Origin of the sequence: Tianweitania populi, from assembly GCF_014652875.1 — a bacterium.
Classification (GTDB): domain Bacteria; phylum Pseudomonadota; class Alphaproteobacteria; order Rhizobiales; family Rhizobiaceae; genus Tianweitania; species Tianweitania populi.
In genome coordinates, this window is the sequence record NZ_BMZQ01000001.1 from 1,532,525 (window position 1) to 1,551,299 (window position 18,775).

Annotated in this window: 23 protein-coding genes; 11 read left to right on the top strand and 12 right to left on the bottom strand. The window is 60.7% G+C overall.

Annotated elements, in window-relative coordinates:
- The first annotated feature begins 3 nt into the window (after nucleotides 1–3).
- Nucleotides 4–1,221, top strand: coding sequence for a mandelate racemase/muconate lactonizing enzyme family protein (locus IE166_RS07465; protein WP_189502816.1), 1,218 nt, complete (start codon nucleotides 4–6; stop codon nucleotides 1,219–1,221).
- Here IE166_RS07465 and IE166_RS07470 read toward each other — a convergent pair.
- The 5 genes from IE166_RS07470 to IE166_RS07490 all read right to left on the bottom strand — a co-directional run bounded on the left by IE166_RS07470 (nucleotide 1,218) and on the right by IE166_RS07490 (nucleotide 5,245).
- Nucleotides 1,218–2,147, bottom strand: coding sequence for an NAD-dependent epimerase/dehydratase family protein (locus IE166_RS07470; protein WP_189502817.1), 930 nt, complete (start codon nucleotides 2,145–2,147; stop codon nucleotides 1,218–1,220). The genes IE166_RS07465 and IE166_RS07470 overlap by 4 nt on opposite strands.
- Nucleotides 2,144–2,968, bottom strand: a complete 825-nt coding sequence (locus tag IE166_RS07475) for a glycosyltransferase (protein WP_189502818.1) — start codon at nucleotides 2,966–2,968, stop codon at nucleotides 2,144–2,146. The genes IE166_RS07470 and IE166_RS07475 overlap by 4 nt, the downstream gene beginning before the upstream one ends.
- 15 nt (nucleotides 2,969–2,983) lie before the next feature.
- Nucleotides 2,984–3,175: a DUF2283 domain-containing protein gene (locus IE166_RS07480; RefSeq protein WP_189502819.1), complete on the bottom strand. Its 192-nt coding sequence runs from the start codon at nucleotides 3,173–3,175 to the stop codon at nucleotides 2,984–2,986.
- A gap of 149 nt (nucleotides 3,176–3,324) precedes the next feature.
- Entirely contained in the window at nucleotides 3,325–4,545 is a 1,221-nt protein-coding gene (locus tag IE166_RS07485) for an NAD-dependent epimerase/dehydratase family protein (protein WP_189502820.1), read from the bottom strand.
- 79 nt (nucleotides 4,546–4,624) lie between these two features.
- Nucleotides 4,625–5,245 carry a flavodoxin family protein gene (locus IE166_RS07490; protein WP_189502821.1) on the bottom strand — a complete coding sequence of 207 codons (621 nt, stop codon included), beginning with the start codon at nucleotides 5,243–5,245 and terminating at the stop codon, nucleotides 4,625–4,627.
- 159 nt (nucleotides 5,246–5,404) lie between these two features.
- On the opposite strand from IE166_RS07490, the gene uvrB reads away from it, so the two are divergent.
- Nucleotides 5,405–8,575, top strand: coding sequence for an excinuclease ABC subunit UvrB (uvrB, locus tag IE166_RS07495; RefSeq protein ID WP_385964859.1), 3,171 nt, complete (start codon nucleotides 5,405–5,407; stop codon nucleotides 8,573–8,575).
- A gap of 2 nt (nucleotides 8,576–8,577) precedes the next feature.
- Nucleotides 8,578–9,180, top strand: a complete 603-nt coding sequence (locus IE166_RS07500) for a DUF922 domain-containing Zn-dependent protease (protein ID WP_308430514.1) — start codon at nucleotides 8,578–8,580, stop codon at nucleotides 9,178–9,180.
- 6 nt (nucleotides 9,181–9,186) lie between these two features.
- Here the strand turns inward: IE166_RS07500 and clpS are convergent, their stop codons facing one another.
- Nucleotides 9,187–9,492, bottom strand: coding sequence for an ATP-dependent Clp protease adapter ClpS (gene clpS, locus IE166_RS07505; RefSeq protein WP_189502823.1), 306 nt, complete (start codon nucleotides 9,490–9,492; stop codon nucleotides 9,187–9,189).
- Between the two features lie 518 nt (nucleotides 9,493–10,010).
- Between clpS and IE166_RS07510 the strand changes: the two genes are divergently transcribed.
- The 3 genes from IE166_RS07510 to IE166_RS07520 all read left to right on the top strand — a co-directional run bounded on the left by IE166_RS07510 (nucleotide 10,011) and on the right by IE166_RS07520 (nucleotide 11,251).
- Nucleotides 10,011–10,223 carry a cold-shock protein gene (locus IE166_RS07510; RefSeq protein WP_189502824.1) on the top strand — a complete coding sequence of 71 codons (213 nt, stop codon included), beginning with the start codon at nucleotides 10,011–10,013 and terminating at the stop codon, nucleotides 10,221–10,223.
- A gap of 247 nt (nucleotides 10,224–10,470) precedes the next feature.
- Nucleotides 10,471–10,683 carry a cold-shock protein gene (locus tag IE166_RS07515; protein ID WP_189503290.1) on the top strand — a complete coding sequence of 71 codons (213 nt, stop codon included), beginning with the start codon at nucleotides 10,471–10,473 and terminating at the stop codon, nucleotides 10,681–10,683.
- A gap of 124 nt (nucleotides 10,684–10,807) precedes the next feature.
- A complete protein-coding gene (locus IE166_RS07520) occupies nucleotides 10,808–11,251 on the top strand; it encodes a BA14K family protein (RefSeq protein ID WP_189502825.1) in 444 nt (147 codons plus the stop codon).
- 75 nt (nucleotides 11,252–11,326) lie between these two features.
- Here the strand turns inward: IE166_RS07520 and IE166_RS07525 are convergent, their stop codons facing one another.
- Nucleotides 11,327–11,977 carry an MBL fold metallo-hydrolase gene (locus IE166_RS07525; protein ID WP_189502826.1) on the bottom strand — a complete coding sequence of 217 codons (651 nt, stop codon included), beginning with the start codon at nucleotides 11,975–11,977 and terminating at the stop codon, nucleotides 11,327–11,329.
- A 169-nt stretch (nucleotides 11,978–12,146) separates the two neighbouring features.
- Between IE166_RS07525 and IE166_RS07530 the strand changes: the two genes are divergently transcribed.
- Nucleotides 12,147–12,839 carry a ZinT family metal-binding protein gene (locus IE166_RS07530; RefSeq protein WP_189502827.1) on the top strand — a complete coding sequence of 231 codons (693 nt, stop codon included), beginning with the start codon at nucleotides 12,147–12,149 and terminating at the stop codon, nucleotides 12,837–12,839.
- Nucleotides 12,840–12,914: 75 nt separating this feature from the next.
- On the opposite strand, the gene IE166_RS07535 is transcribed toward IE166_RS07530, so the two are convergent.
- Complete coding sequence (locus IE166_RS07535) at nucleotides 12,915–13,805, bottom strand: branched-chain amino acid aminotransferase (protein WP_189502828.1); 891 nt, start codon at nucleotides 13,803–13,805, stop codon at nucleotides 12,915–12,917.
- A 233-nt stretch (nucleotides 13,806–14,038) separates the two neighbouring features.
- Between IE166_RS07535 and IE166_RS07540 the strand changes: the two genes are divergently transcribed.
- Together IE166_RS07540 and IE166_RS07545 are read left to right on the top strand one after the other, a co-directional pair.
- Entirely contained in the window at nucleotides 14,039–14,578 is a 540-nt protein-coding gene (locus tag IE166_RS07540; RefSeq protein WP_189502829.1) for a MarR family winged helix-turn-helix transcriptional regulator, read from the top strand.
- A complete protein-coding gene (locus tag IE166_RS07545) occupies nucleotides 14,575–15,279 on the top strand; it encodes a response regulator (RefSeq protein ID WP_189502830.1) in 705 nt (234 codons plus the stop codon). Before IE166_RS07540 ends, IE166_RS07545 begins: the two co-directional genes overlap by 4 nt.
- A 33-nt stretch (nucleotides 15,280–15,312) precedes the next feature.
- Here IE166_RS07545 and IE166_RS20630 read toward each other — a convergent pair whose 3' ends face one another.
- Nucleotides 15,313–15,495 (bottom strand): hypothetical protein, encoded by a 183-nt coding sequence (locus IE166_RS20630; RefSeq protein WP_244641354.1) that lies wholly within the window; start codon nucleotides 15,493–15,495, stop codon nucleotides 15,313–15,315.
- Between IE166_RS20630 and IE166_RS07550 the strand changes: the two genes are divergently transcribed.
- On the top strand, nucleotides 15,479–16,774 hold the full coding sequence (locus tag IE166_RS07550; RefSeq protein WP_244641355.1) for an ATP-binding protein: 1,296 nt from the start codon (nucleotides 15,479–15,481) through the stop codon (nucleotides 16,772–16,774). The two genes, IE166_RS20630 and IE166_RS07550, sit on opposite strands and share 17 nt — an antisense overlap.
- Nucleotides 16,775–16,817: 43 nt before the next feature.
- Nucleotides 16,818–17,192: a hypothetical protein gene (locus IE166_RS07555; protein WP_189502832.1), complete on the top strand. Its 375-nt coding sequence runs from the start codon at nucleotides 16,818–16,820 to the stop codon at nucleotides 17,190–17,192.
- A 9-nt stretch (nucleotides 17,193–17,201) separates the two neighbouring features.
- Here the strand turns inward: IE166_RS07555 and IE166_RS07560 are convergent, their stop codons facing one another.
- The 3 genes from IE166_RS07560 to IE166_RS07570 all read right to left on the bottom strand — a co-directional run bounded on the left by IE166_RS07560 (nucleotide 17,202) and on the right by IE166_RS07570 (nucleotide 18,771).
- On the bottom strand, nucleotides 17,202–17,561 hold the full coding sequence (locus IE166_RS07560) for a tRNA-binding protein (RefSeq protein WP_189502833.1): 360 nt from the start codon (nucleotides 17,559–17,561) through the stop codon (nucleotides 17,202–17,204).
- A complete protein-coding gene (locus IE166_RS07565; protein WP_189502834.1) occupies nucleotides 17,561–18,061 on the bottom strand; it encodes a type III secretion system chaperone family protein in 501 nt (166 codons plus the stop codon). Before IE166_RS07565 ends, IE166_RS07560 begins: the two co-directional genes overlap by 1 nt.
- Before the next feature lie 386 nt (nucleotides 18,062–18,447).
- Nucleotides 18,448–18,771: an accessory factor UbiK family protein gene (locus tag IE166_RS07570; protein ID WP_189502835.1), complete on the bottom strand. Its 324-nt coding sequence runs from the start codon at nucleotides 18,769–18,771 to the stop codon at nucleotides 18,448–18,450.
- Nucleotides 18,772–18,775 lie beyond the last annotated feature (4 nt).

An 18,775-nucleotide genomic window follows, 5' to 3' on the forward strand; every position in this document is an offset into this window, starting at 1 on the left:
CTCATGAAGATCACCGATGTGAAGACCTGGGTCGTCGGCAATCCGCCGCCGGGGATTGGCGGACGCTATTTCATCTTCGTCCGGCTCACCACGAATGGCGGGGTGCATGGCTATGGCGAAGCCTATTCGGCGAGCTTCGATCCGCATCTGACGGCCAGGATGATCGAGGATCTGGCAGGACGATTTTTCGTCGGGCACGATCCGCATGACATCGAGGTGTTCTTCCGACGCTCCTACTCGGTCGGCTTCTCGCAGCGGCCGGACCTGACGGTCATGGCCTGCTTCTCGGCGCTGGAGATTGCCTGCTGGGACATCATCGGCAAGGAGGCGGGCAAGCCGATCTACAAGCTGCTCGGCGGCAGAGTGCATGAAACGCTGCGGTCCTACACCTATCTTTATCCGCAAACAGGTTCGGTGCACACCAATGGCGGCGAGAGCGAAGGGCGCAACGTCTTCAACGATCCTGACCTCGCGGCGGAATGCGCGGTCGCCTATGTCGCGCAAGGGTTCGATGCGCTGAAGCTCGATCCGGCCGGACCCTATACGGTACATGACGGGCACCAGCCGCGGCTGGCAGATATCGACCTGTCCACACGCATGATGAAGGCAATCCGTGAGGCAGTGGGCGGCAAGGCTGATATCCTGTTCGGCACGCATGGGCAGTTCACGGCATCCGGTGCGCTGCGAATGGCGCGGGCGATCGAACCCTATGATCCGCTATGGTTCGAAGAGCCCTGCCCGCCCGATATGCCGGAAGTCATGGCCGAGATCGCGCGCGGTACATCGATCCCGATTGCAGCGGGAGAGCGGCTGGCGACGCGGTTCGACTTTGCGCGCGTGATCGAGCAGAGAGCGGCCAGCATTCTGCAGCCCAATCTCGGCCGCTCAGGCGGTATTCTGGAAACCAAGAAGATCGCTGCGATGGCGGAAGCCTGGCACATCCAGATCGCGCCGCATTGTTATTGCGGGCCGATCGTCGGCGCGGCGAACATTCAGCTGGCGGTGACGCTGCCGAACTTCCTGATTCTCGAATCCCTCAAGCAGTGGGATGGCTTTCATGCCACCCTGCTCAAGCGCAAGATCGAATGGCAGGACGGCCATGTCGTCCCGTCAGGAGAGCCGGGCCTGGGCGTCGAACTGGACGAGGCCGTCTGCGAGGCGCATCCCTGGACCGGAAGCGGCCTGCACCTCGAAATGAAGCAGGAGCCGCTGTCGCGCTAGCTCGCGGTGGCCGGCTGCATCGCGGCCACCAGATCCCGCACCGTTTCCTGCAACAAGCGCCGTCCGCCCGGCTGCCAACCGAGGGCCTGGAGGCGAGCGCTGGACATGACGTTGAAGGCGGAAATGTCGGCGGCGGGTGGCAGGGGATGGGCCATGCCCGACATGCCGCTGGCTTCTTGCGCGATGGCCAGGATGTCGCTGCGGTCGACCATCAGGTCGGACACGTTGAAGACCTTGCCGGACACGGCTTCTGACGTGGCCTCCAGAAGAAGCTCGATCGCGCGGGCGACATCGCGGCCATGCACTTCGGTGCCGGCGCGCGGCTCAATGGTGCGGCCGGCGAGCCAGTCGCGGATCAACGGCGTCCACTTGTCTTCGCGACCGGCAACGGCCGGGCCATAAACGCCGGTGACGCGCAGCGAGGTCGTGGTGAAGGTCTCATCGGCCAGTGCCTGCAAGCGGCGCTCGCCGGCAAGCTTTACTTCGCCGTACAGCGTGTCGGCGTGCGGGCGGGTGTCTTCATCCAGCACCTTGCCGGGCGGCTGGGTTCCGTAAACGGCGCGGGTGGACAGGAAGATGGTGCGCGCAACGCGGGCGGCCTTAGCTGCCTTGAACAGCGCTTCAGTGCCGTTGATATTGCGGACCTTGAAGCCTTCGGGATCGTCGCCCTCTCCGCCGCGGAAGTGGCCCGGCAGATGGTCGAAAGCGGCATGGATGAAGTTGCTGGCGCCATTAAAGGCCGGCGACCAGTCGATCTCGTCGCCGAGGCTGGCGGTCATGAACGCGACCGGGCCGACAAAATCGCCGCGATGCGGCGCATGACGGCCGATGACGCGCACATGATGCCCCGCCTCAATTAAACCGTTGACGATGAAGCGGCCGACAAAGCCGGTGCCGCCGGAAACAACCGAGATCGGGAATGTCATTGCGCGGTCGAATTCGAGCTCGGATTTGGAAGCGTATCGATGTCCGGAATGGCCGCGCGCGTGCGGAACGCCTGCCAAAGGTCGATAAGCGGTTTCAGCCGGTCCACCTTGGGATGGTCCACTTCCCAGGGTTTCTCGTACTGAAAGTGCAACACGGAAATCGCCTTCCAGTTCCACAAGTCCGGCATGTTGAACCAGACATATTGCAGCATGTTGTCAAACACCGGCAGGCCCTGCCAGTCCGGGAAATAGGTTTCCAGGAAAGTCTGGTCCGTGCGGCGCCAGAAGGCGTCGGGTTCATCCAGTCGGGACAACATGGCATCAAAGGTCATGCTGGAGGGTTTCGCGACAAACACGCCGGAATTCAGGCGGTGGAAGTCGCTGAGGCCTTCATACACGTTGGGTGCTGCAGAAAATTCCGGATAGTTGAACAACCGGTCGATGGAGCGCAGCACAAGCGTGTCGGCATCCAGGAAAACGACCGTCTCATACTGCGTAAGCTGCCACAGCCGCAGCTTGGCGAAATTGTCGAGCGGCGTGTGGAAGCCGGGCTTGCGTCCCTTGGTGAACGGGGCCGCGCCATGCAGTTTGGCACGAGCGTGACGTTCGTTGAAGGCGTCCGAAGTCGGCAGCAACTCGGCTTGAACCAGCTTGGCGCCTTCGCGCTGCAGCGTCTCCAGATCAGCGCTTGAAACGCCGCCGGTATGGAGGACGACAAGATCCGCTGCGGTGCCGGTGCGCTTCAAGGAGCGCAGCAGGACCGTTGCGCCGAGGGCGTAGTCGGTGTTGGTGACGAGGGTGACGAAGGCATAGCGGGTCATGCGAAAGCTCTACGCTTAGGCAGCAGCAAGCAACTCCTGCGATAGCTGCGCCGTTGCGTTCAGAAACTCGATCCCGACGATATGTCCCTGCGCATCGTAATCCAGGACGATCTCCGCGGAGACCTCTTCACTTTCCAGGATCTGCGCATCCGAAAGGCGGATATAGGCTGCATTCGCATCTGCGTCGTAGCGCAAGGCTGGCGTCATTTTGGCGGCACCGATGGCGTTCCTACCCTCGCCCTTTTGGGAAGGGTCGATCCGCCAAGTGGATCAGGTGTGAGCGTTGCGTCCGTCATCATACCCCCACCCGCTCTCTGCGTTCGCCACCCTCCCCCACAAGGGGGAGGGTAAAGCGCTCAGCTCACGCTTTTCAGGCGCCTGCCTTCCGGGTCGTGTTCCAACGTCGGCGCGATGTCCTTTGTCCAGGCCGACACCGCCGGGATGCGGCTGCGGTCGACGCGGTAGGCGTATTTCTTGGCGACATCCATGACTTCAGACAGGAGGCCGGCTTCCAGCGTGATCGCGTTGAGGCCCAACGCCCGGAACTGGTCGTTCTTGACCACCAGATCGTTCTCAGCCGCTTCCTTGCGCGGGTTCGGCAGATAGGCAACCGTGCCGCCGGCAATGCGGGCCACCAATTCGGCGAGATCGCGCACGCGGTGCGTTTCCGTCATCTGGTTGAAGATCTTTACGCGGTCGCCCTTCTTCGGCGCATTGTTCAGGGCCAGTTCGATGCAGCGCACGGAATCCTGGATGTGGATGAACGCGCGGGTTTGACCGCCGACACCGTGAACGGTGAGCGGATAGCCGATCGCCGCCTGGATAAGGAAGCGGTTCAGCACCGTGCCGTAATCGCCATCATAATCGAAGCGGTTGACCAGCTGATCGTGCCGGCGCGTTTGCTCGGTATGCGTACCCCAGACGATGCCCTGATGCAGGTCGGTGATCCGCACGCCATCATTCTTGGCGTAGAACTGGAACAGCTGCTGATCCAGGCATTTGGTCATATGGTAGATCGAGCCGGGATTGGACGGATACAGGATCTCCTGGCTGACTGTTTCGCCCGACATGGTCTCGATGCCGACCGGCAGATAGCCTTCGGGAATCTCGGCACCCACAGTGGAATAGCCGTAAACGCCCATCGTGCCGAGATGGACGAGATGGGCGTCGAGCCCGATCTCTACCATGGCGTTCAGCAGGTTATGCGTGGCGTTGACGTTGTTGTTGACCGTGTAGTTCTTGTGCCGGTCCGATTTCATCGAATACGGCGCGGCGCGCTGCTCGGCAAAATGCACGATAGCATCCGGCCGGTTTTCGGCCAGCCAGCTCTTCAGCACTTCATAGTCGCGCGCGAGATCGATGAGGTGGAAATGGATGCGCCGGCCGGTTTCCTGATGCCATATGCGTGTGCGCTCCTGGATCGAGTCCATCGGCGTCAGCGACTGGACGCCGAGCTCCGTGTCGATCCAGCGGCGCGACAGATTGTCGAGGATGTGGATCTCATGGCCCTGCTCCGAAAGGTGCAGCGAAGTTGGCCAGCCGACGAAACCATCACCACCCAGAACGGCAATCTTCATCGATTCGATCCTTGTCTCTTTATCAACCAGCGAACCCTTAGCCGGTTTTTGTGACAGGATCACGCTCTAGCATGCGATTCTACGAATCCACACCGGGATAACTGGCATTTTTCAGGATCTTGGCGAGATGCGCAGCATTCGACACCAGCATATCGATGGTCTGCTGCACCTTTTCCGGCGGTGATTTGAACTCCTTGTATTCCTTGGAGCCCATGGCTTCGCCGACCCAGTAGGCGCCGGCATTGGCGGGGATGGTGAAGCCGACATCGTTGAGCGCCTGATAGCATTCGGCATGAACATGGTGCGCGCCGTCTTCATTGCCGACCACGGCAACCACGGCTACTTTGCCGGCTGCCGGCATTCGGCCCCGGTCGTCGGCTTCCTCCAGAAAGGCGTCCATGCGCTCCATCACGCGTTTGGCGACCGAAGAGGGTTGGCCGAGCCAGATCGGCATTGCCAGAACGAAGATGTCTGCGTCGAGGATCTTCTGGCGCAGAGGCGGCCATTGATCGCCCTCACCCATGTCGCTTTCCACACCCGGCTTGATGTCGTGGTCGAGCGCGCGTTCGACCTCACAGGACACGCCAACCTTCTCGAAGGCCTTGAAGAGGTCGGATACCAGCTTCTCGGTGGAGGAGCTTTCCTCGTTTGACGAGGCCTTGAGAGAGCAGTTGAGGGCGAAAGCTTTCAGGCTGGCCATGAAGACGCTCCTTGTTTGAACGGGGTGTCTTCCCAACGGCTGCAAGGCGACTTTGTTTCTTGCCGACAGTGCCGCCGGTATGTCAGCAGGGCTGCGCTTCCGCACAGGCTGATGCCAGACCCTCTTCCCCTTCAGGGGGACTCTCACCATATTGGCGACATGGCCAATTCACCGTCTCGCAAAGCGCCTTCGGGTCCGAAGAAGCGCGGCAATCCGCTGACCGACTTTCTTGATGCGTCTGAACCGCTGCATCGCGGTCGGGCGCCGAATGACACGATCGATGCCGATGAAGGGCCGGTCGATGCCGCCGACGATGCCGCGCGCGACGGTTTCGGCGAAGCGCCGCAGATGGAACTAACAGGTACGCCGTTAAGCGGATCGATCAGCGACTGGGCTGCGCAGATCGAGAAGGAAGCTGAGAGCGCGGCGCGTGAGGCTTCTGTTGCACCCCCACCCCGTACCTCTCCCCTCAAGGGGGAGGGGAAATCGGCCACCTATGCGCCTGACGACGATAGTGAAAACGGAAGCTCGACGGCGACGTCCCCCTCCCCCTTGAGGGGAGGGATAAAGGGTGGGGGTAACGACACCTTCACAAACTCCTTACCTGCGTCGCGCGCCGCCTCTTCCGTCAAGGGTGGGGGTAAGGCGGCCAAGAAAGTCCCCGAGCGCTCATCGGCAGCGACTAAATCGGCACGTGGCACCTCCATGGGTGGCGCGGCGACGCCGAAGGAGCGTGCGGCAGCCGGGCTCAATCCTGTTGCCGGCATGGATATCAGCCTCGAAGACGCGTCATCGCTGAATTCATCCGGCGTGACGGCGACGGTGGCGGCGCTGTCGGCGCTGATCGAAAGTGGCAACCCGCTGCACAAGAACGGTGTGCTGTGGACGCCGCACCGCCCGCATCGGCCTGAAAAATCCGAAGGCGGCATCACGCTGAAGATGCAGACCGAGTTCAAGCCGTCGGGCGACCAGCCGACGGCGATCAAGGATCTCGTGGAAGGCGTGCAGCAAAACGACCGGACGCAGGTCCTGCTCGGCGTTACCGGCTCGGGCAAGACCTTCACCATGGCGAAGGTGATCGCCGAAACGCAGCGTCCGGCGCTGATCCTCGCGCCCAACAAGACGCTGGCGGCGCAGCTCTACGGCGAGTTCAAGAAGTTCTTCCCCGACAATGCCGTCGAATATTTCGTTTCCTACTACGACTACTACCAGCCGGAAGCCTATGTGCCGCGCACCGACACCTTCATCGAGAAGGAGTCGTCGATCAACGAACAGATCGACCGCATGCGCCATTCCGCGACGCGCTCGCTGCTGGAACGTGACGATGTGGTGATCGTCGCGTCGGTGTCCTGCATTTACGGTATCGGCTCGGTCGAAACTTATACGGCGATGACGTTCCAGATGACGATCGGCGATCGCCTGGACCAGCGACAGCTGCTCGCCGACCTTGTGGCGCAGCAATATAAGCGTCAGGACATCAACTTCGTGCGCGGCTCGTTCCGGGTGCGCGGCGATACGATCGAGATCTTCCCGGCCCACTTGGAAGACCGTGCTTGGCGCATCTCCTTGTTCGGCGACGAGATCGAAAGCATCATGGAATTCGATCCGCTCACCGGCAAGAAGACCGGCGAGCTGAAGTCGGTGAAGATCTACGCCAATTCGCACTATGTGACGCCGCGCCCGACGCTGAACCAGGCGATCAAGTCGATCAAGGAAGAGCTGCAGGGCCGCCTTGTCGAGCTGGAGCGCGCCGGCCGTTTGCTGGAAGCGCAGCGGCTGGAACAGCGCACGCGGTTCGATCTCGAAATGCTGGAAGCGACAGGCTCCTGCGCCGGCATCGAGAACTATTCGCGCTATCTCACCGGCCGCCAGCCGGGTGATCCCCCGCCGACCCTGTTCGAATACATTCCCGACAATGCGCTGGTCTTCATCGACGAAAGCCATGTGACCGTGCCGCAGATCGGGGGCATGTATCGCGGCGACTTCAGGCGCAAGGCGACGCTGGCCGAATACGGCTTCCGTCTGCCGTCCTGCATGGACAACCGCCCGCTGCGCTTCGAAGAATGGGACGCGATGCGGCCGCTTTCGGTCGCGGTTTCGGCGACGCCGGGCGGCTGGGAAATGGAAGAAGCCGGCGGCGTGTTTGCCGAGCAGGTGATCCGTCCGACCGGTCTGATCGACCCGCCGGTCGAGGTGCGTCCGGCAAAGGCGCAGGTCGACGATGTCCTGGGCGAGATCCGCGAAACCACGGCGGCCGGCTATCGCACGCTCTGCACCGTGTTGACCAAGCGCATGGCGGAAGATCTGACGGAATATCTGCATGAGCAGGGCATCCGCGTCCGCTACATGCATTCCGATATCGACACGCTGGAGCGCATCGAAATCCTGAGGGATTTGCGGCTCGGTGCGTTTGATGTGCTGGTCGGCATCAACCTGCTGCGCGAAGGCCTCGATATTCCCGAATGCGGCTTCGTGGCGATCCTCGATGCCGACAAGGAAGGCTTCCTGCGCTCCGAAACCTCGCTGATCCAGACGATCGGCCGTGCGGCGCGTAACGTCGACGGCAAGGTGATCCTCTACGCCGATCAGATCACCGGCTCGATGACGCGAGCGATGGAGGAAACCAACCGCCGCCGCGAAAAGCAGCTGGCCTATAATGCCGAGCACGGCATCACGCCGGAAAGCGTGAAGTCCAACATCGCCGACATCCTGGACTCCGTTTACGAGCGCGACCATGTGCGTGCCGAGATCCCGGGTGCAAAGGAAAAGGGCGGCGCCAACAACCTCGTCGGCAACAATCTCAAGGCGCATCTCGATCATCTCGAGAAGGAAATGCGCAACGCCGCGGCCGATCTCGACTTCGAGAAGGCCGCACGTATCCGCGACGAGATCAAGCGGCTGCGTGAAGCGGAACTGGCGGTGTCCGACGATCCGCTGGCGCGGACCGTGGAATATGAAAGCCCGGTGTCGGGTCGCGAAAAGGGTAAACACAACAAGGGCCGCGCGCTGCATCGCACCGTGGACGAGGAAACGGGCAAGTCGCTGTTTGCCAAGCCCGACCTCGACAATATGGGTCCGGGAACAGACACAGCGACCCCGGCCGGAGCCGTGTCGCGTTCGTTGTTCCGCAAGAATTCGCTGGACGAGATGACGGTGCGGCGAACAGAAAAGCCGGTGGAAGGCACCAAGCCGGAAAAGCCGGTGCCCGGCAGCGCCGACGATGTTCGCCCCCTGATCCGCGCCAAGATCGGCGTCGGCTCCTATGAAGACCCTTCCGATGTGGCCAAGCAGAAGCGCCGCAAGTCCAAGACCGGGCGTCCGGGGCGGTGAAGGTGAGTCTGCCGCTTGGCCTTGCAGCCGCGATTTTCGCTGCCCTCTCCCTCCCCGCTGCGGCGCAAGTCAAAGCGACCGAGCGGGTGAAGACCTATGCGGTTTCGGGTTCCACCGGCCCGGAACTCTACGAGTCCATCGGCGCGAACGGGCCGCGGATTGGTGGCATGGGGGTGGTGGGGACGATCGCCCATACGAACTTCGATTTGAAATGGCGGCGCAATTATCAGCGTGAGGGTAATGGGTGCCGGCTGGTGTCGGCGGTTCCCTTTTTGACCATCACCTACACCGTACCGGAAGCGACAGGCGCGCTTTCGGCGGGCACAACTAAGCTCTGGAAGACGTTCAGTGCCGGCATTCTCGCGCATGAAAAGGTGCATGGGCAGCAGATCAGGACCATGGCGGATCGGATCTACAAGGAAACAGTGGGTTTCTTCCAGCCTGACGATCCGGAGTGTCGGACAATCCGCGAGGCGATCCAGCCTATGCTGGCGGCTGCCTCAAACGATCAGCGGCACGAGGCCAGTGAGTTCGACCGGGTGGAGATGAGCGATGGCGGCAATGTCCATCAGCTGATCCTCAACCTGGTGAATGGCGGTCGCTGAACCCGCTCATTCCTCCGGTTCGGTGGTGAACAGGAGCGGATAGCCGGCATTCCGCCCGGCATCGGTGGCGCGCGTTGCCTTGGTTTCAGCCACGTCCTTGGTGAACACGGCGACCACGCACACGCCCTTACGATGAGCGGTCATCATGATCTGGTTGGCCGTGTCGGCGTTGACGCGAAATTCCGCCTTCAGGACTGCCGTCACGAACTCTCGTGGCGTAAAGTCGTCATTGATTAGAATGACCTTGTGCAGCTTCGGCCGCTCGGTTTTTGGCCGCACCTTGGTGACGGGCGGAGTATCGATCTCGCTCATGGCCGATCAGCCTTCTCGATCTTAAACGAAAACACGACGGCGCTGGCAAACAAGTGCCACTGCGAACCGACGTCTTTCCTTGATGATGGACGTTGCAAGCCAAGTCGCAACGTGCCCTTATTATAGGGGCTCCGCGCCTTGGCGCCAACAGGCAGAAGCATCAGTCGTCTTGACTGCGGCTATGAGCGGAGCGTTGCGGATCAAGCAACTACAAAGCGCAAATTACCCAGTTCATCCAACGCCCGATCAAGCAATCGCCCTTGATTTCGATCAAAGGTTAAGCCGTCTCAAGTACTTATAAGCGGCATCGGCTTTAGACTTTAGGTTGTACCTCTTGCCGGGCTTTTTCTTCCATGCGATAAATGTGCACGTTTAGGCTTTTGCCGTTCAGCGACGCATAAAACCGTCGTCCACCCGGCACTGACTATTTGAAACCCGCAGCAATGTGGGGAGGAAGGCCGGCCAAGGCGCAACCAAGGCCGGTTACGACAAAGCTTGGGACAAGGAGTTATCCCTTCATGGCGCAGACTGGTACTGTGAAGTTCTTCAACGCAACGAAGGGCTTCGGCTTCATTACACCCGACGATGGCGCCAAGGATGTGTTCGTGCACATTTCAGCCGTTGAACGTTCAGGCATGCACACGCTGACCGACGGACAAAAGATCAGCTTCGAAGTCGAGCCCGATCGCATGGGCAAGGGTCCCAAGGCGGTTAACCTCCGCCCCGCGTGACACTTGGCTTCAGCCGATGCGGCGATCGCTGATCGCGCACATGAAAAGAGTGCGGGGGTCGTTTCCCCGCGCTTGATCATCGCCCCTTATGATGACGTAAGCGGAAGCTTTTTCTTGCCGAGGCGGCTGAAATCGGCCAACACTAAGGCGCGGTGCCGCCTTGAGCCTTGTGACGGATGATCCTGCTCGCGCCGGCGCTGACCGGGCGCATGCGTTCCGGCTGATCCACGGAACGAGGGAAGAGCAGATGGCACAAAGCGGAACTGTAAAATTCTTCAACGAAGACAAGGGCTTCGGCTTCATCACGCCGGATGATGGCGGCAAGGATGTGTTTGTGCACATTTCTGCCGTTCAGTCTTCTGGTCTGCCCGGCCTGCAGGATGGCCAGAAGGTGCGCTTCGACACCGAGCCGGACAAGCGCGGTAAAGGCCCCAAGGCCGTCAACCTTCAGATCGGCTAAACCCAGCGTTTCAGCGGCATCTAATGGTCGGGAACCTGCCTATTCAGCGCGCGTTCAGATTGCGCGCTCTATAGCGTTGTTTCAAGCTGGTAGTGTTCTTGGAGACCGGCGCAGGAGATCTGAAATGAAGCGCTTCCTGAAGTCCTTAGTTTTGTCGGCCGCCGTTGCCGCAACCACTCTGACGGCCTTTTCGAGCGCGCAAGCGGATGACCGCTGGCGCTATCGTGACGGCTATCGTCATCACCATTCCCACCGCGGCAGTGACGCGGCCGTAGCCGGCATCGCCGGTCTGGCCGTCGGTGCCCTGGTTGGCGGTGCGTTGGCACAGCCGCGCGAGCGGATCATCGTCGATGATGGCTACTACCCGGCCCCGCCCCCGCGGCGTGTTTACGCACAGCCGCGTTATGTCCAGTCCCGTCCGCAGGTCGTTTACAGCGGCGGTTATGGCATCGAGCCTTGGTCACGCGATTGGTACCGCTACTGCTCGGACCGTTATCGCAGCTTCAACCCGTCGACCGGCACCTTCGTCGGCTATGACGGTGTGAGCCGTTTCTGCGAAGCCAACTGATTTCGCAGCTGGATAGAAATGAAGACGCCGCGGCTCATACCGCGGCGTTTTTCGTTTGTGAGACGTTCTCGCCCTTCAAGCGCTGCCCGTCAGGAACGGGTTTGTGCGGCGCTCTTCGCCGAAACGGCCACCCGGACCATGACCGCAGATGAAGCCGATTTCGTCACCAAGCGGCAGCAGCTTGGTCTTGATGGAGTGGATCAGCGCTGCATGATCGCCGCCGGGCAAATCGGTGCGACCGACCGAGCCGTTGAACAGCACGTCGCCGACATGGGCAAAAGCAGCAGCGCGATTGTAGTAGACGACATGGCCCGGCGCATGACCAGGGCAATGCAACACCTCGAACACGTGGTCGCCGAATGACACCGTCTCGCCTTCGGTGAGGAAGCGGTCCGGCGTGCAGTTGCGCACGCTCTCCGCCACACCGAAGCGCTGCGCCTGCATCTCGATATTCTCAAGCAAAGGCCGATCCGCTTCATGCGGGCCGATCAAGGGCACGCCAAGCAGCTCTTTTAGCTCCATCGCGCCGCCGGCATGATCGATATGGCCATGGGTGAGCCACAGCGCCTCGACCTGGAATCCATATTGCTCGAGCGCCGCCTGAATGCGGGGTACATCGCCGCCCGGATCGACCACCACGCCGACTTTCGTTTCGGCATCGAACAGGATGGTGCAGTTCTGCTGGAAAGCCGTAACCGGCACGATCGCTGCATTGAGTTGGCCCATGCGTGAGCTCCCTGATGTTCAGTCCGGCATAGGCTGGTTCCGGCAGACGAACAAGCGCAGGTGCCACAATGCACGAGCCCTCTTGCACTCCGCGACATCAGATCGTAACAACATAACGTTATGTTACATCGTAACGATCTACATTCCCGTTCAACCGCGAGGTTTCTTCATGCACCACACCCTCATCCAGCGCGCTGCCGCACTCGCTCTTTCTTCGACGCTGCTGTTCACCGGCGCAGTCTTCGCAGCCGATAAAGCGGCGTCTGGAACCGCTCAGAGCCAGGAACACGTGCACGGCCATCATCATCATCCGCAAACCGAAGAGGAAAAGAAGATCTACTCCGGTTATTTCGAAGACGATCAGGTCAAGGAACGACCGCTTTCGGACTGGGAAGGCCATTGGCAATCGGTGTACCCGTACCTGACCGACGGCACGCTGGACACGGTGATGGCCAAGAAGGCCGACAAAGGCGACAAGACCGCTGAGGAATACAAGGAAGAGTACGAGGTCGGATACAAGACCGATGTGGACTGGATCAGCATCGAAGGCGACCAGGTGACCTTCTATAAGCAGCGCCAGCCATCCAAGGCGACCTATGCCAGCGACGGGTTGGAGATCCTGACCTATCCCAAGGGCAATCGCGGCGTTCGCTTTATCTTCAAGAAGACATCAGGCGATGATGCGGCGCCGGACTATTTCCAATTCAGCGACCACACGATCGCGCCGCAAAAGGCAGGGCATTTCCATCTCTATTTCGGGGATGATCGCGCAGCGCTGCTGAAGGAGATCACGAACTTTCCGACCTATTATCCCTTCGCGCTAAACAAGGATGAAATCGTCGAGGAAATGCTGGCGCACTAAGAAGCGCCCTACCCGAACGCATTACGGCCTCCGACATCTGCCGGAGGCCGCAATGATGATGACGCAGCCTGCCGCTTATTCGGCGGCGATCTGCTTCGGCGTCACTTCAGCCGTGTAGTCGTTCATCAGCTGCTCGCTGATCTTACCCGGCGTGAAGCGGAACTCGCCGATCTCCGACACTGGCGTCACTTCCGCAGCCGTGCCGGTGAGGAAGCATTCGCTGAAAGTCGACAGCTCTTCCGGCTGAATAGCGCGCTCGTTGACCGTGATGCCGCGACGCTTGGCAAGCTCGATCACCGTCTGGCGCGTGATGCCGTTCAAGAAGCAATCGGCATCCGGCGTATGCAACTGGCCGTCCTTGACGAAGAATACGTTGGCGCCGGTCGCTTCGGCGACTTGGCCACGCCAATCGAGCATCAACGCATCGGCGTAGCCCTTGGCTTCCGCGGCATGTTTCGACAGCGTGCAGATCATGTAAAGGCCGGCGGCCTTGGCGCGCGACGGTGCGGTGCGGGGATCCGGACGGCGATACTCAGCCATGTCCAGGCGAATGCCCTTCAGCTTCTGCTCGGGGTTGAAATAAGACGGCCACTGCCAGATCGCGATCGCGCAATTGATGCGGTTGTTCTGAGCAGAAACGCCCATCGACTCCGATCCGCGCCACGCCACAGGACGCACATAGGCGTCGGTGAAGCCCTGCTTGCGCAGCAGTTCGCAGCAGGCGTCGTTGATCACCTCTTGCGAGTAAGGAATGGTGAAGCCGAGAATCTCGGCGGAATCATGCAGGCGCTTGGTGTGCTCTGCGAGCTTGAAGATTTCGCCGCCATAAGCGCGTTCGCCTTCAAACACCGAGCTTGCATAATGAAGGCCATGGGTGAGTACGTGGACCTTGGCATCCGCCCACTTCACGAACTCGCCGTTCATCCAGATAAAGCCGTCCAACTGATCGAATGGGACCGATGCCATAGTAATCTCCCTAGGAGCGCTTGTTATAGTTGACGAAATCCCGTTTGTAGCGAGATCTTATCGCGTCCAGTCTGTTTAAAGGTGGGCAACGATGAGGCAATCAATGATGTTGCGGGAAAAATGTCCTGACGCTGTTTTTCGTTCGCGTATCGTCGATTTGCTGGCAGAAAATTACCACGGTTCGAGATTATGTCAACAAGGCTGACATAAATTTTAGGAGCAAGTTTTAGACAATGGCCGATACAAGCGCCCGCAGGATCGATCCCGCAGAGGAGCCTGCACCGAGTTCCGAGGCGCCCGAGATCGATTTCGATCTGATCGAACTGTTCTTCTTCGCTTATCGCGACTTCACCTCGGACCCCGACCACATGCTGGACGAGCTGGGTTTCGGGCGGGCGCATCACCGCATTCTGCACTTCATCAACCGTCGGCCGGGATTGACCGTCGCCGAGCTTCTGGACGTGCTGCAGATCACCAAGCAGAGCCTGGCGCGCGTGTTGAAGCAGCTGATCGACACCGGCCATGTCATGCAGGTGCAGGGTCCGCGCGACCGCAGGCAGCGGGAGCTGCACCTGACGGCTAAGGGCCGTGCGTTGGCGCTGGCACTGGCCGCGCCACAGTCCCGCCGTATCAGCCGGGCATTGGCCGACCTCAAGCCGGAAGATCGTTCAACCGTCGAACACTTCTTGAAGGAAATGGTGAATCGCGAATTCAGGCAGCAGGTGGATAATCTCGGGCACCACGAGCCTGAGTCGGCTGAGGAACGATCATGACCGAACCCGCCCCTATCCCCGATGACGACGCACCGCATATCCTGGTGGTGGACGACGACACGCGCATCCGCACGCTGTTGAAGAAGTTTCTTGGGCAGAACGCCTTTCGCGTCACCATGGCCGCCAGCGCCGCAGATGCGCGTCGGCTGCTGGCCGGGCTGGACTTCGACCTCATCATCCTCGACGTGATGATGCCCGGCGAAACCGGCGTCGAACTCACGCGCGCGTTGCGTGAAGAAAAGCAGGTGCCGATCCTGATGCTGACGGCCTTGTCGGAAACCGACAACCGCATCGAGGGTCTGGAAGCGGGCGCTGACGATTACCTGCCGAAGCCGTTCGACCCACGTGAACTGCTTCTGCGCATCAGCAACATCCTGCGCCGCGGCGCGCAACCGACAACGCCAAAGGTCGAGCAGATCGTGTTTGGCCCCTACACGTTCCAGATCGCACGTCGTGAGCTGAAGCGCGCCGGCGAGCCGCTAAAACTGACCGATCGCGAGCAGGACATTCTGGTGATGTTTGCGCAGCGCGCCGGCGAAACCATCCCGCGCCATGAACTCGTCGGCAACGACACGGAAGTCGGCGAGCGCACCATCGACGTCCAGATCAACCGGCTGCGCCGCAAGATCGAGCGCGATCCGTCCAACCCGGTCTGGCTGCAAACCGTGCGCGGCATCGGCTACCGGCTGAGCGTGGAATAAAGCGCACGGCTTTGTGCGGGCGTCGCTGATGCGCTAGAACAGCGCCTGGAAACCGAAACGATCGGCGATGGCCTTCATCTTCCCTTTGAGCAAGGACAGGTTGAAACTGCCCAGGATGCGGCTGCGCAAGCTGCGCTTGCTGCCGGCCGAGCATCCGCTTGCCATCCGCTGGAACCGGTTCTGGCGGCAGGTTTCGCATATGATGCCGAAGCGCATCTATGCGCGTTCGCTGATCATCGTCATTGCGCCGATGATCCTGCTGCAATCGGTGGTCGCCTTCGTGTTCATGGAGCGGCACTGGCAAACGGTGACCGTGCGCCTGTCGGAAGCCGTGGTGCGCGACATCGCGGCTATCATCGACATGACCGACACGCTTGCCCCAAACGGCGATTACAGCCAGATCGTGCGCATCGCGCAGGAGCGGCTTGGGCTTCGCGTCGACATCTTGCCTCCCGATCCCCTGCCCGCACCGGGACCGAAGCCCTTCTTCTCGATCCTCGATGAAGCGCTTTCGAGCGAGATCACCAAGCAGATCAACCGGCCGTTCTGGATCGATACGGTCGGCAATTCCAACATCGTGGAGATCCGCGTTCAGTTGGGTGATGGCGTACTGCGCGTGTTTGCGCGCCGCAATCAGGCCTATGCCTCGAACACCCACATCTTCCTGCTGTGGATGGTCGGCACGTCCTTGGTGCTGATCACGATTGCCGTCTTGTTCTTGCGCAACCAGATGCGGCCGATCCTAGCGCTGGCGGAAGCGGCGGAGAGCTTTGGCAAGGGTCGTCCGAACCTCGAATACCGGCCGCGCGGTGCCGAGGAAGTGCGGCGCGCCGGCATGGCGTTCATCCAGATGCGCGAGCGCATCGAGCGGCAGATCGAGCAGCGCACGATGATGCTGAGCGGTGTGAGCCACGATCTGCGCACCATCCTGACCCGCTTCCGGCTGCAGCTGGCATTGATGCCGCCCGTCGAGGAAAAGGAAGCGATGGACGAGGACATCGACGACATGCAGTCGATGATCGAAGGCTACATGGCGTTTGCGCGTGGCGAAGGCGCTGAGAGTTCCGGTGTGCTCGACCTCCAGGCCTATTTCGACAAGCTCGGCGAAGAAGCGCGTTTGCGTGAGCGTGCACTGAATACCAAGCTGTCAGGCAGTCCGCTGGTAAAAGTGCGGCCAAACGACTTCCAGCGGCTCCTGTCGAACCTGATCGGCAATGCCTTCCGCTATGCCAACAAGGTCGAGGTGCAGGCCGTTCACACGAAAGGAACGCTGATCGTCACCATCGACGATGATGGCCCGGGTGTGCCGGAAGATCGTCGGGTCGACGTCTTCAAGCCCTTTTTCCGGCTGGACGAAGCGCGCAATCTCGACAAGTCGGGAACGGGGCTGGGCCTTTCGATCGCGCGCGACATTGCACGGTCGCATGGCGGCGATGTTACTCTCGGCGACAGTCCGATGGGCGGCTTGCGCGCAACGATCCGGGTTCCGGCCTGACGAACGAGCACTTGACTAATCAGGGGTAGCGAGGGGGATCTGCATGCCGTTGAAGAGTGATGAAAACGAACCGCTGGTCGAGATGCTGTTTCGCAACGGCACGCTGACCGTCAGCGGCATTCTTCTGTCTTTCTCACTGACTTTCGTGACGCAGTGGGCGCACAATCCCATTCCCTGGGAGCTGGAAGATCTGCCGACCCTGCTGCTTCTGGGCGTCGGCATCGTGCTTCAGTTCATGTCGATGATGACCCTGCTGCGTCACGACTCCCTGCGCCGGCGGGTTTATGACCGCGCCAGCCGCTTGTTTCTGCTGGGCATCGGCACCACCACGGCCGGTGTGCTTTCGGCGATCGTGATCGACTTCATTCAGTTGTTGGTGACGGGCTCGACGGCAGGGGCGGTTGCAGCGCCGGTGTGACGTTGGCAGCTAGAACAGCTTGCCGCCGTTTGGCACCCTTCGCTCGACGGTGGTGAGAACCACCTCGCCTTCCTCGTCCGGCATGCCGAGCGTGAGGACTTCCGACATGAACTTGCCGATCTGGCGCGGCGGAAAGTTGACGACGGCCAGCACCTGACTGCCGATCAGCGTTTCGGGCTCGTAGTATTTGGTAATCTGCGCCGAGGACTTCTTGATCCCGATCGGATCGCCGAAGTCGATCGTGATTTTGATCGCAGGCTTGCGCGCTTCCGGATAAGGCTCGGCCGACACGATCGTGCCGACGCGGATATCGACCTTCTCGAAGTCGCCGAAGCTGATCTCCGGCAGACGTTCCTTGCCTGCCGACATCAGGCGTTGCCCGCCGTGTCAAAAAGGACGCCGGCCAACGCATCCTTGGCCGAGCTGTTCGACCACACAACGAAGCTGAAGGCCTGATAATAGCATTCGCAGGCTTCAAGCGCGCTGGTGAGCAGCACTTCGACCTGCTGGATGTTGGGCTCGGCGCCGCCGCACAGAAGCAGCGACTGGCGGAACATGATCGCGCCTTCCTGTTCCCACAGATCGAAATGGCCGAACAGCAACTGTTCGTTGATGAGCGACAGGAGGCGCAGGACCTCGAAAGTGCGCGCTTCCGGCACCTTCAGATCGAAAGCGCAGGCCAGGTGAAGGGCTTCGAAATCCTCCATCCAGGAAAAGGAGACGTGGTAATCGGTCCAGCTGCCGGCAACGGAGATCGCGATCTCGTCGTCACCCGTGCGCTCGAAGGACCAGTCATTGGTATGCGCGACCTGCTCGATGACGTCGACCGGATGGGAGTCGCGCGCCAGGTCCGCTGTTTGCAGATTCATTGAGCGTCCTGTTTCTCGGGATCGAGGCGCCTCGGCACCTCGCATAATAGGCTTACGCAACACGCGAAACGGTACGCTGGATGGGTCGAGAGAGGCTGCAACACTGCCACTATCCGACCGGTCACTTGAGCGAGGCTGGATGCCCTTCTTCTTCGAGCGCTTCCATGCTGCCGTCTAACCTTCCCTGCTGCTGACCCCGTTCCGAATCATGCAGCAGATTCAGTGTATTGATCGGGAGTCGCGCCACCAGCCTCTTTTTGTTTGAGCCCCCAGACAGGTGTGGAAACAAAAAAGAGGCCGCATCGCTGCGACCTCTTAAGGGATTCTGCCGAAAGCACTTTCTCTGGACGAGGGGTTGTGGACAACCCCGGCGAGGAAAAGCCGGATCAGCCGACGTTCGGCTCGGTTCCGAGCGTCACTGGACCAGAGTCGGACGCGGTGTCCGACGCGGACGTGGACGAAGCAAGCTTCGCTTCGAGCGCGTCGAGTCGCGCCGACAGGGCTTCGTTCTCGGCGCGCGCCTTGATCGCCATGTCGCGCATGGCCTCGAATTCCTCGCGCTTCACGATGTCCATGGAGTTCAGCATGCGTTCGGCCTGGGCACGAACAGCCGTTTCCACCTCGCGGCGCACGCCCTGTGCAGCGCCCGCAGCATCGGTCATCAGCTTGGCGAAATCGTCGAAGATGCGGTTCGGTCCGGTGGTGGTCATAACA

What these genes read in the sequence shown, in the direction of transcription:
- IE166_RS07465 (WP_189502816.1), top strand. Translation starts at nt 4, where the DNA reads ATGAAGATCACCGATGTGAAGACCTGGGTCGTCGGCAATCCGCCGCCG.
- IE166_RS07470 (WP_189502817.1), bottom strand. Translation starts at nt 2,147, where the DNA reads ATGACATTCCCGATCTCGGTTGTTTCCGGCGGCACCGGCTTTGTCGGC.
- IE166_RS07475 (WP_189502818.1), bottom strand. Translation starts at nt 2,968, where the DNA reads ATGACCCGCTATGCCTTCGTCACCCTCGTCACCAACACCGACTACGCC.
- IE166_RS07480 (WP_189502819.1), bottom strand. Translation starts at nt 3,175, where the DNA reads ATGACGCCAGCCTTGCGCTACGACGCAGATGCGAATGCAGCCTATATC.
- IE166_RS07485 (WP_189502820.1), bottom strand. Translation starts at nt 4,545, where the DNA reads ATGAAGATTGCCGTTCTGGGTGGTGATGGTTTCGTCGGCTGGCCAACT.
- IE166_RS07490 (WP_189502821.1), bottom strand. Translation starts at nt 5,245, where the DNA reads ATGGCCAGCCTGAAAGCTTTCGCCCTCAACTGCTCTCTCAAGGCCTCG.
- uvrB (WP_385964859.1), top strand. Translation starts at nt 5,405, where the DNA reads ATGGCCAATTCACCGTCTCGCAAAGCGCCTTCGGGTCCGAAGAAGCGC.
- clpS (WP_189502823.1), bottom strand. Translation starts at nt 9,492, where the DNA reads ATGAGCGAGATCGATACTCCGCCCGTCACCAAGGTGCGGCCAAAAACC.
- IE166_RS07510 (WP_189502824.1), top strand. Translation starts at nt 10,011, where the DNA reads ATGGCGCAGACTGGTACTGTGAAGTTCTTCAACGCAACGAAGGGCTTC.
- IE166_RS07515 (WP_189503290.1), top strand. Translation starts at nt 10,471, where the DNA reads ATGGCACAAAGCGGAACTGTAAAATTCTTCAACGAAGACAAGGGCTTC.
- IE166_RS07520 (WP_189502825.1), top strand. Translation starts at nt 10,808, where the DNA reads ATGAAGCGCTTCCTGAAGTCCTTAGTTTTGTCGGCCGCCGTTGCCGCA.
- IE166_RS07525 (WP_189502826.1), bottom strand. Translation starts at nt 11,977, where the DNA reads ATGGGCCAACTCAATGCAGCGATCGTGCCGGTTACGGCTTTCCAGCAG.
- IE166_RS07530 (WP_189502827.1), top strand. Translation starts at nt 12,147, where the DNA reads ATGCACCACACCCTCATCCAGCGCGCTGCCGCACTCGCTCTTTCTTCG.
- IE166_RS07535 (WP_189502828.1), bottom strand. Translation starts at nt 13,805, where the DNA reads ATGGCATCGGTCCCATTCGATCAGTTGGACGGCTTTATCTGGATGAAC.
- IE166_RS07540 (WP_189502829.1), top strand. Translation starts at nt 14,039, where the DNA reads ATGGCCGATACAAGCGCCCGCAGGATCGATCCCGCAGAGGAGCCTGCA.
- IE166_RS07545 (WP_189502830.1), top strand. Translation starts at nt 14,575, where the DNA reads ATGACCGAACCCGCCCCTATCCCCGATGACGACGCACCGCATATCCTG.
- IE166_RS07550 (WP_244641355.1), top strand. Translation starts at nt 15,479, where the DNA reads ATGATGCCGAAGCGCATCTATGCGCGTTCGCTGATCATCGTCATTGCG.
- IE166_RS20630 (WP_244641354.1), bottom strand. Translation starts at nt 15,495, where the DNA reads ATGCGCTTCGGCATCATATGCGAAACCTGCCGCCAGAACCGGTTCCAG.
- IE166_RS07555 (WP_189502832.1), top strand. Translation starts at nt 16,818, where the DNA reads ATGCCGTTGAAGAGTGATGAAAACGAACCGCTGGTCGAGATGCTGTTT.
- IE166_RS07560 (WP_189502833.1), bottom strand. Translation starts at nt 17,561, where the DNA reads ATGTCGGCAGGCAAGGAACGTCTGCCGGAGATCAGCTTCGGCGACTTC.
- IE166_RS07565 (WP_189502834.1), bottom strand. Translation starts at nt 18,061, where the DNA reads ATGAATCTGCAAACAGCGGACCTGGCGCGCGACTCCCATCCGGTCGAC.
- IE166_RS07570 (WP_189502835.1), bottom strand. Translation starts at nt 18,771, where the DNA reads ATGACCACCACCGGACCGAACCGCATCTTCGACGATTTCGCCAAGCTG.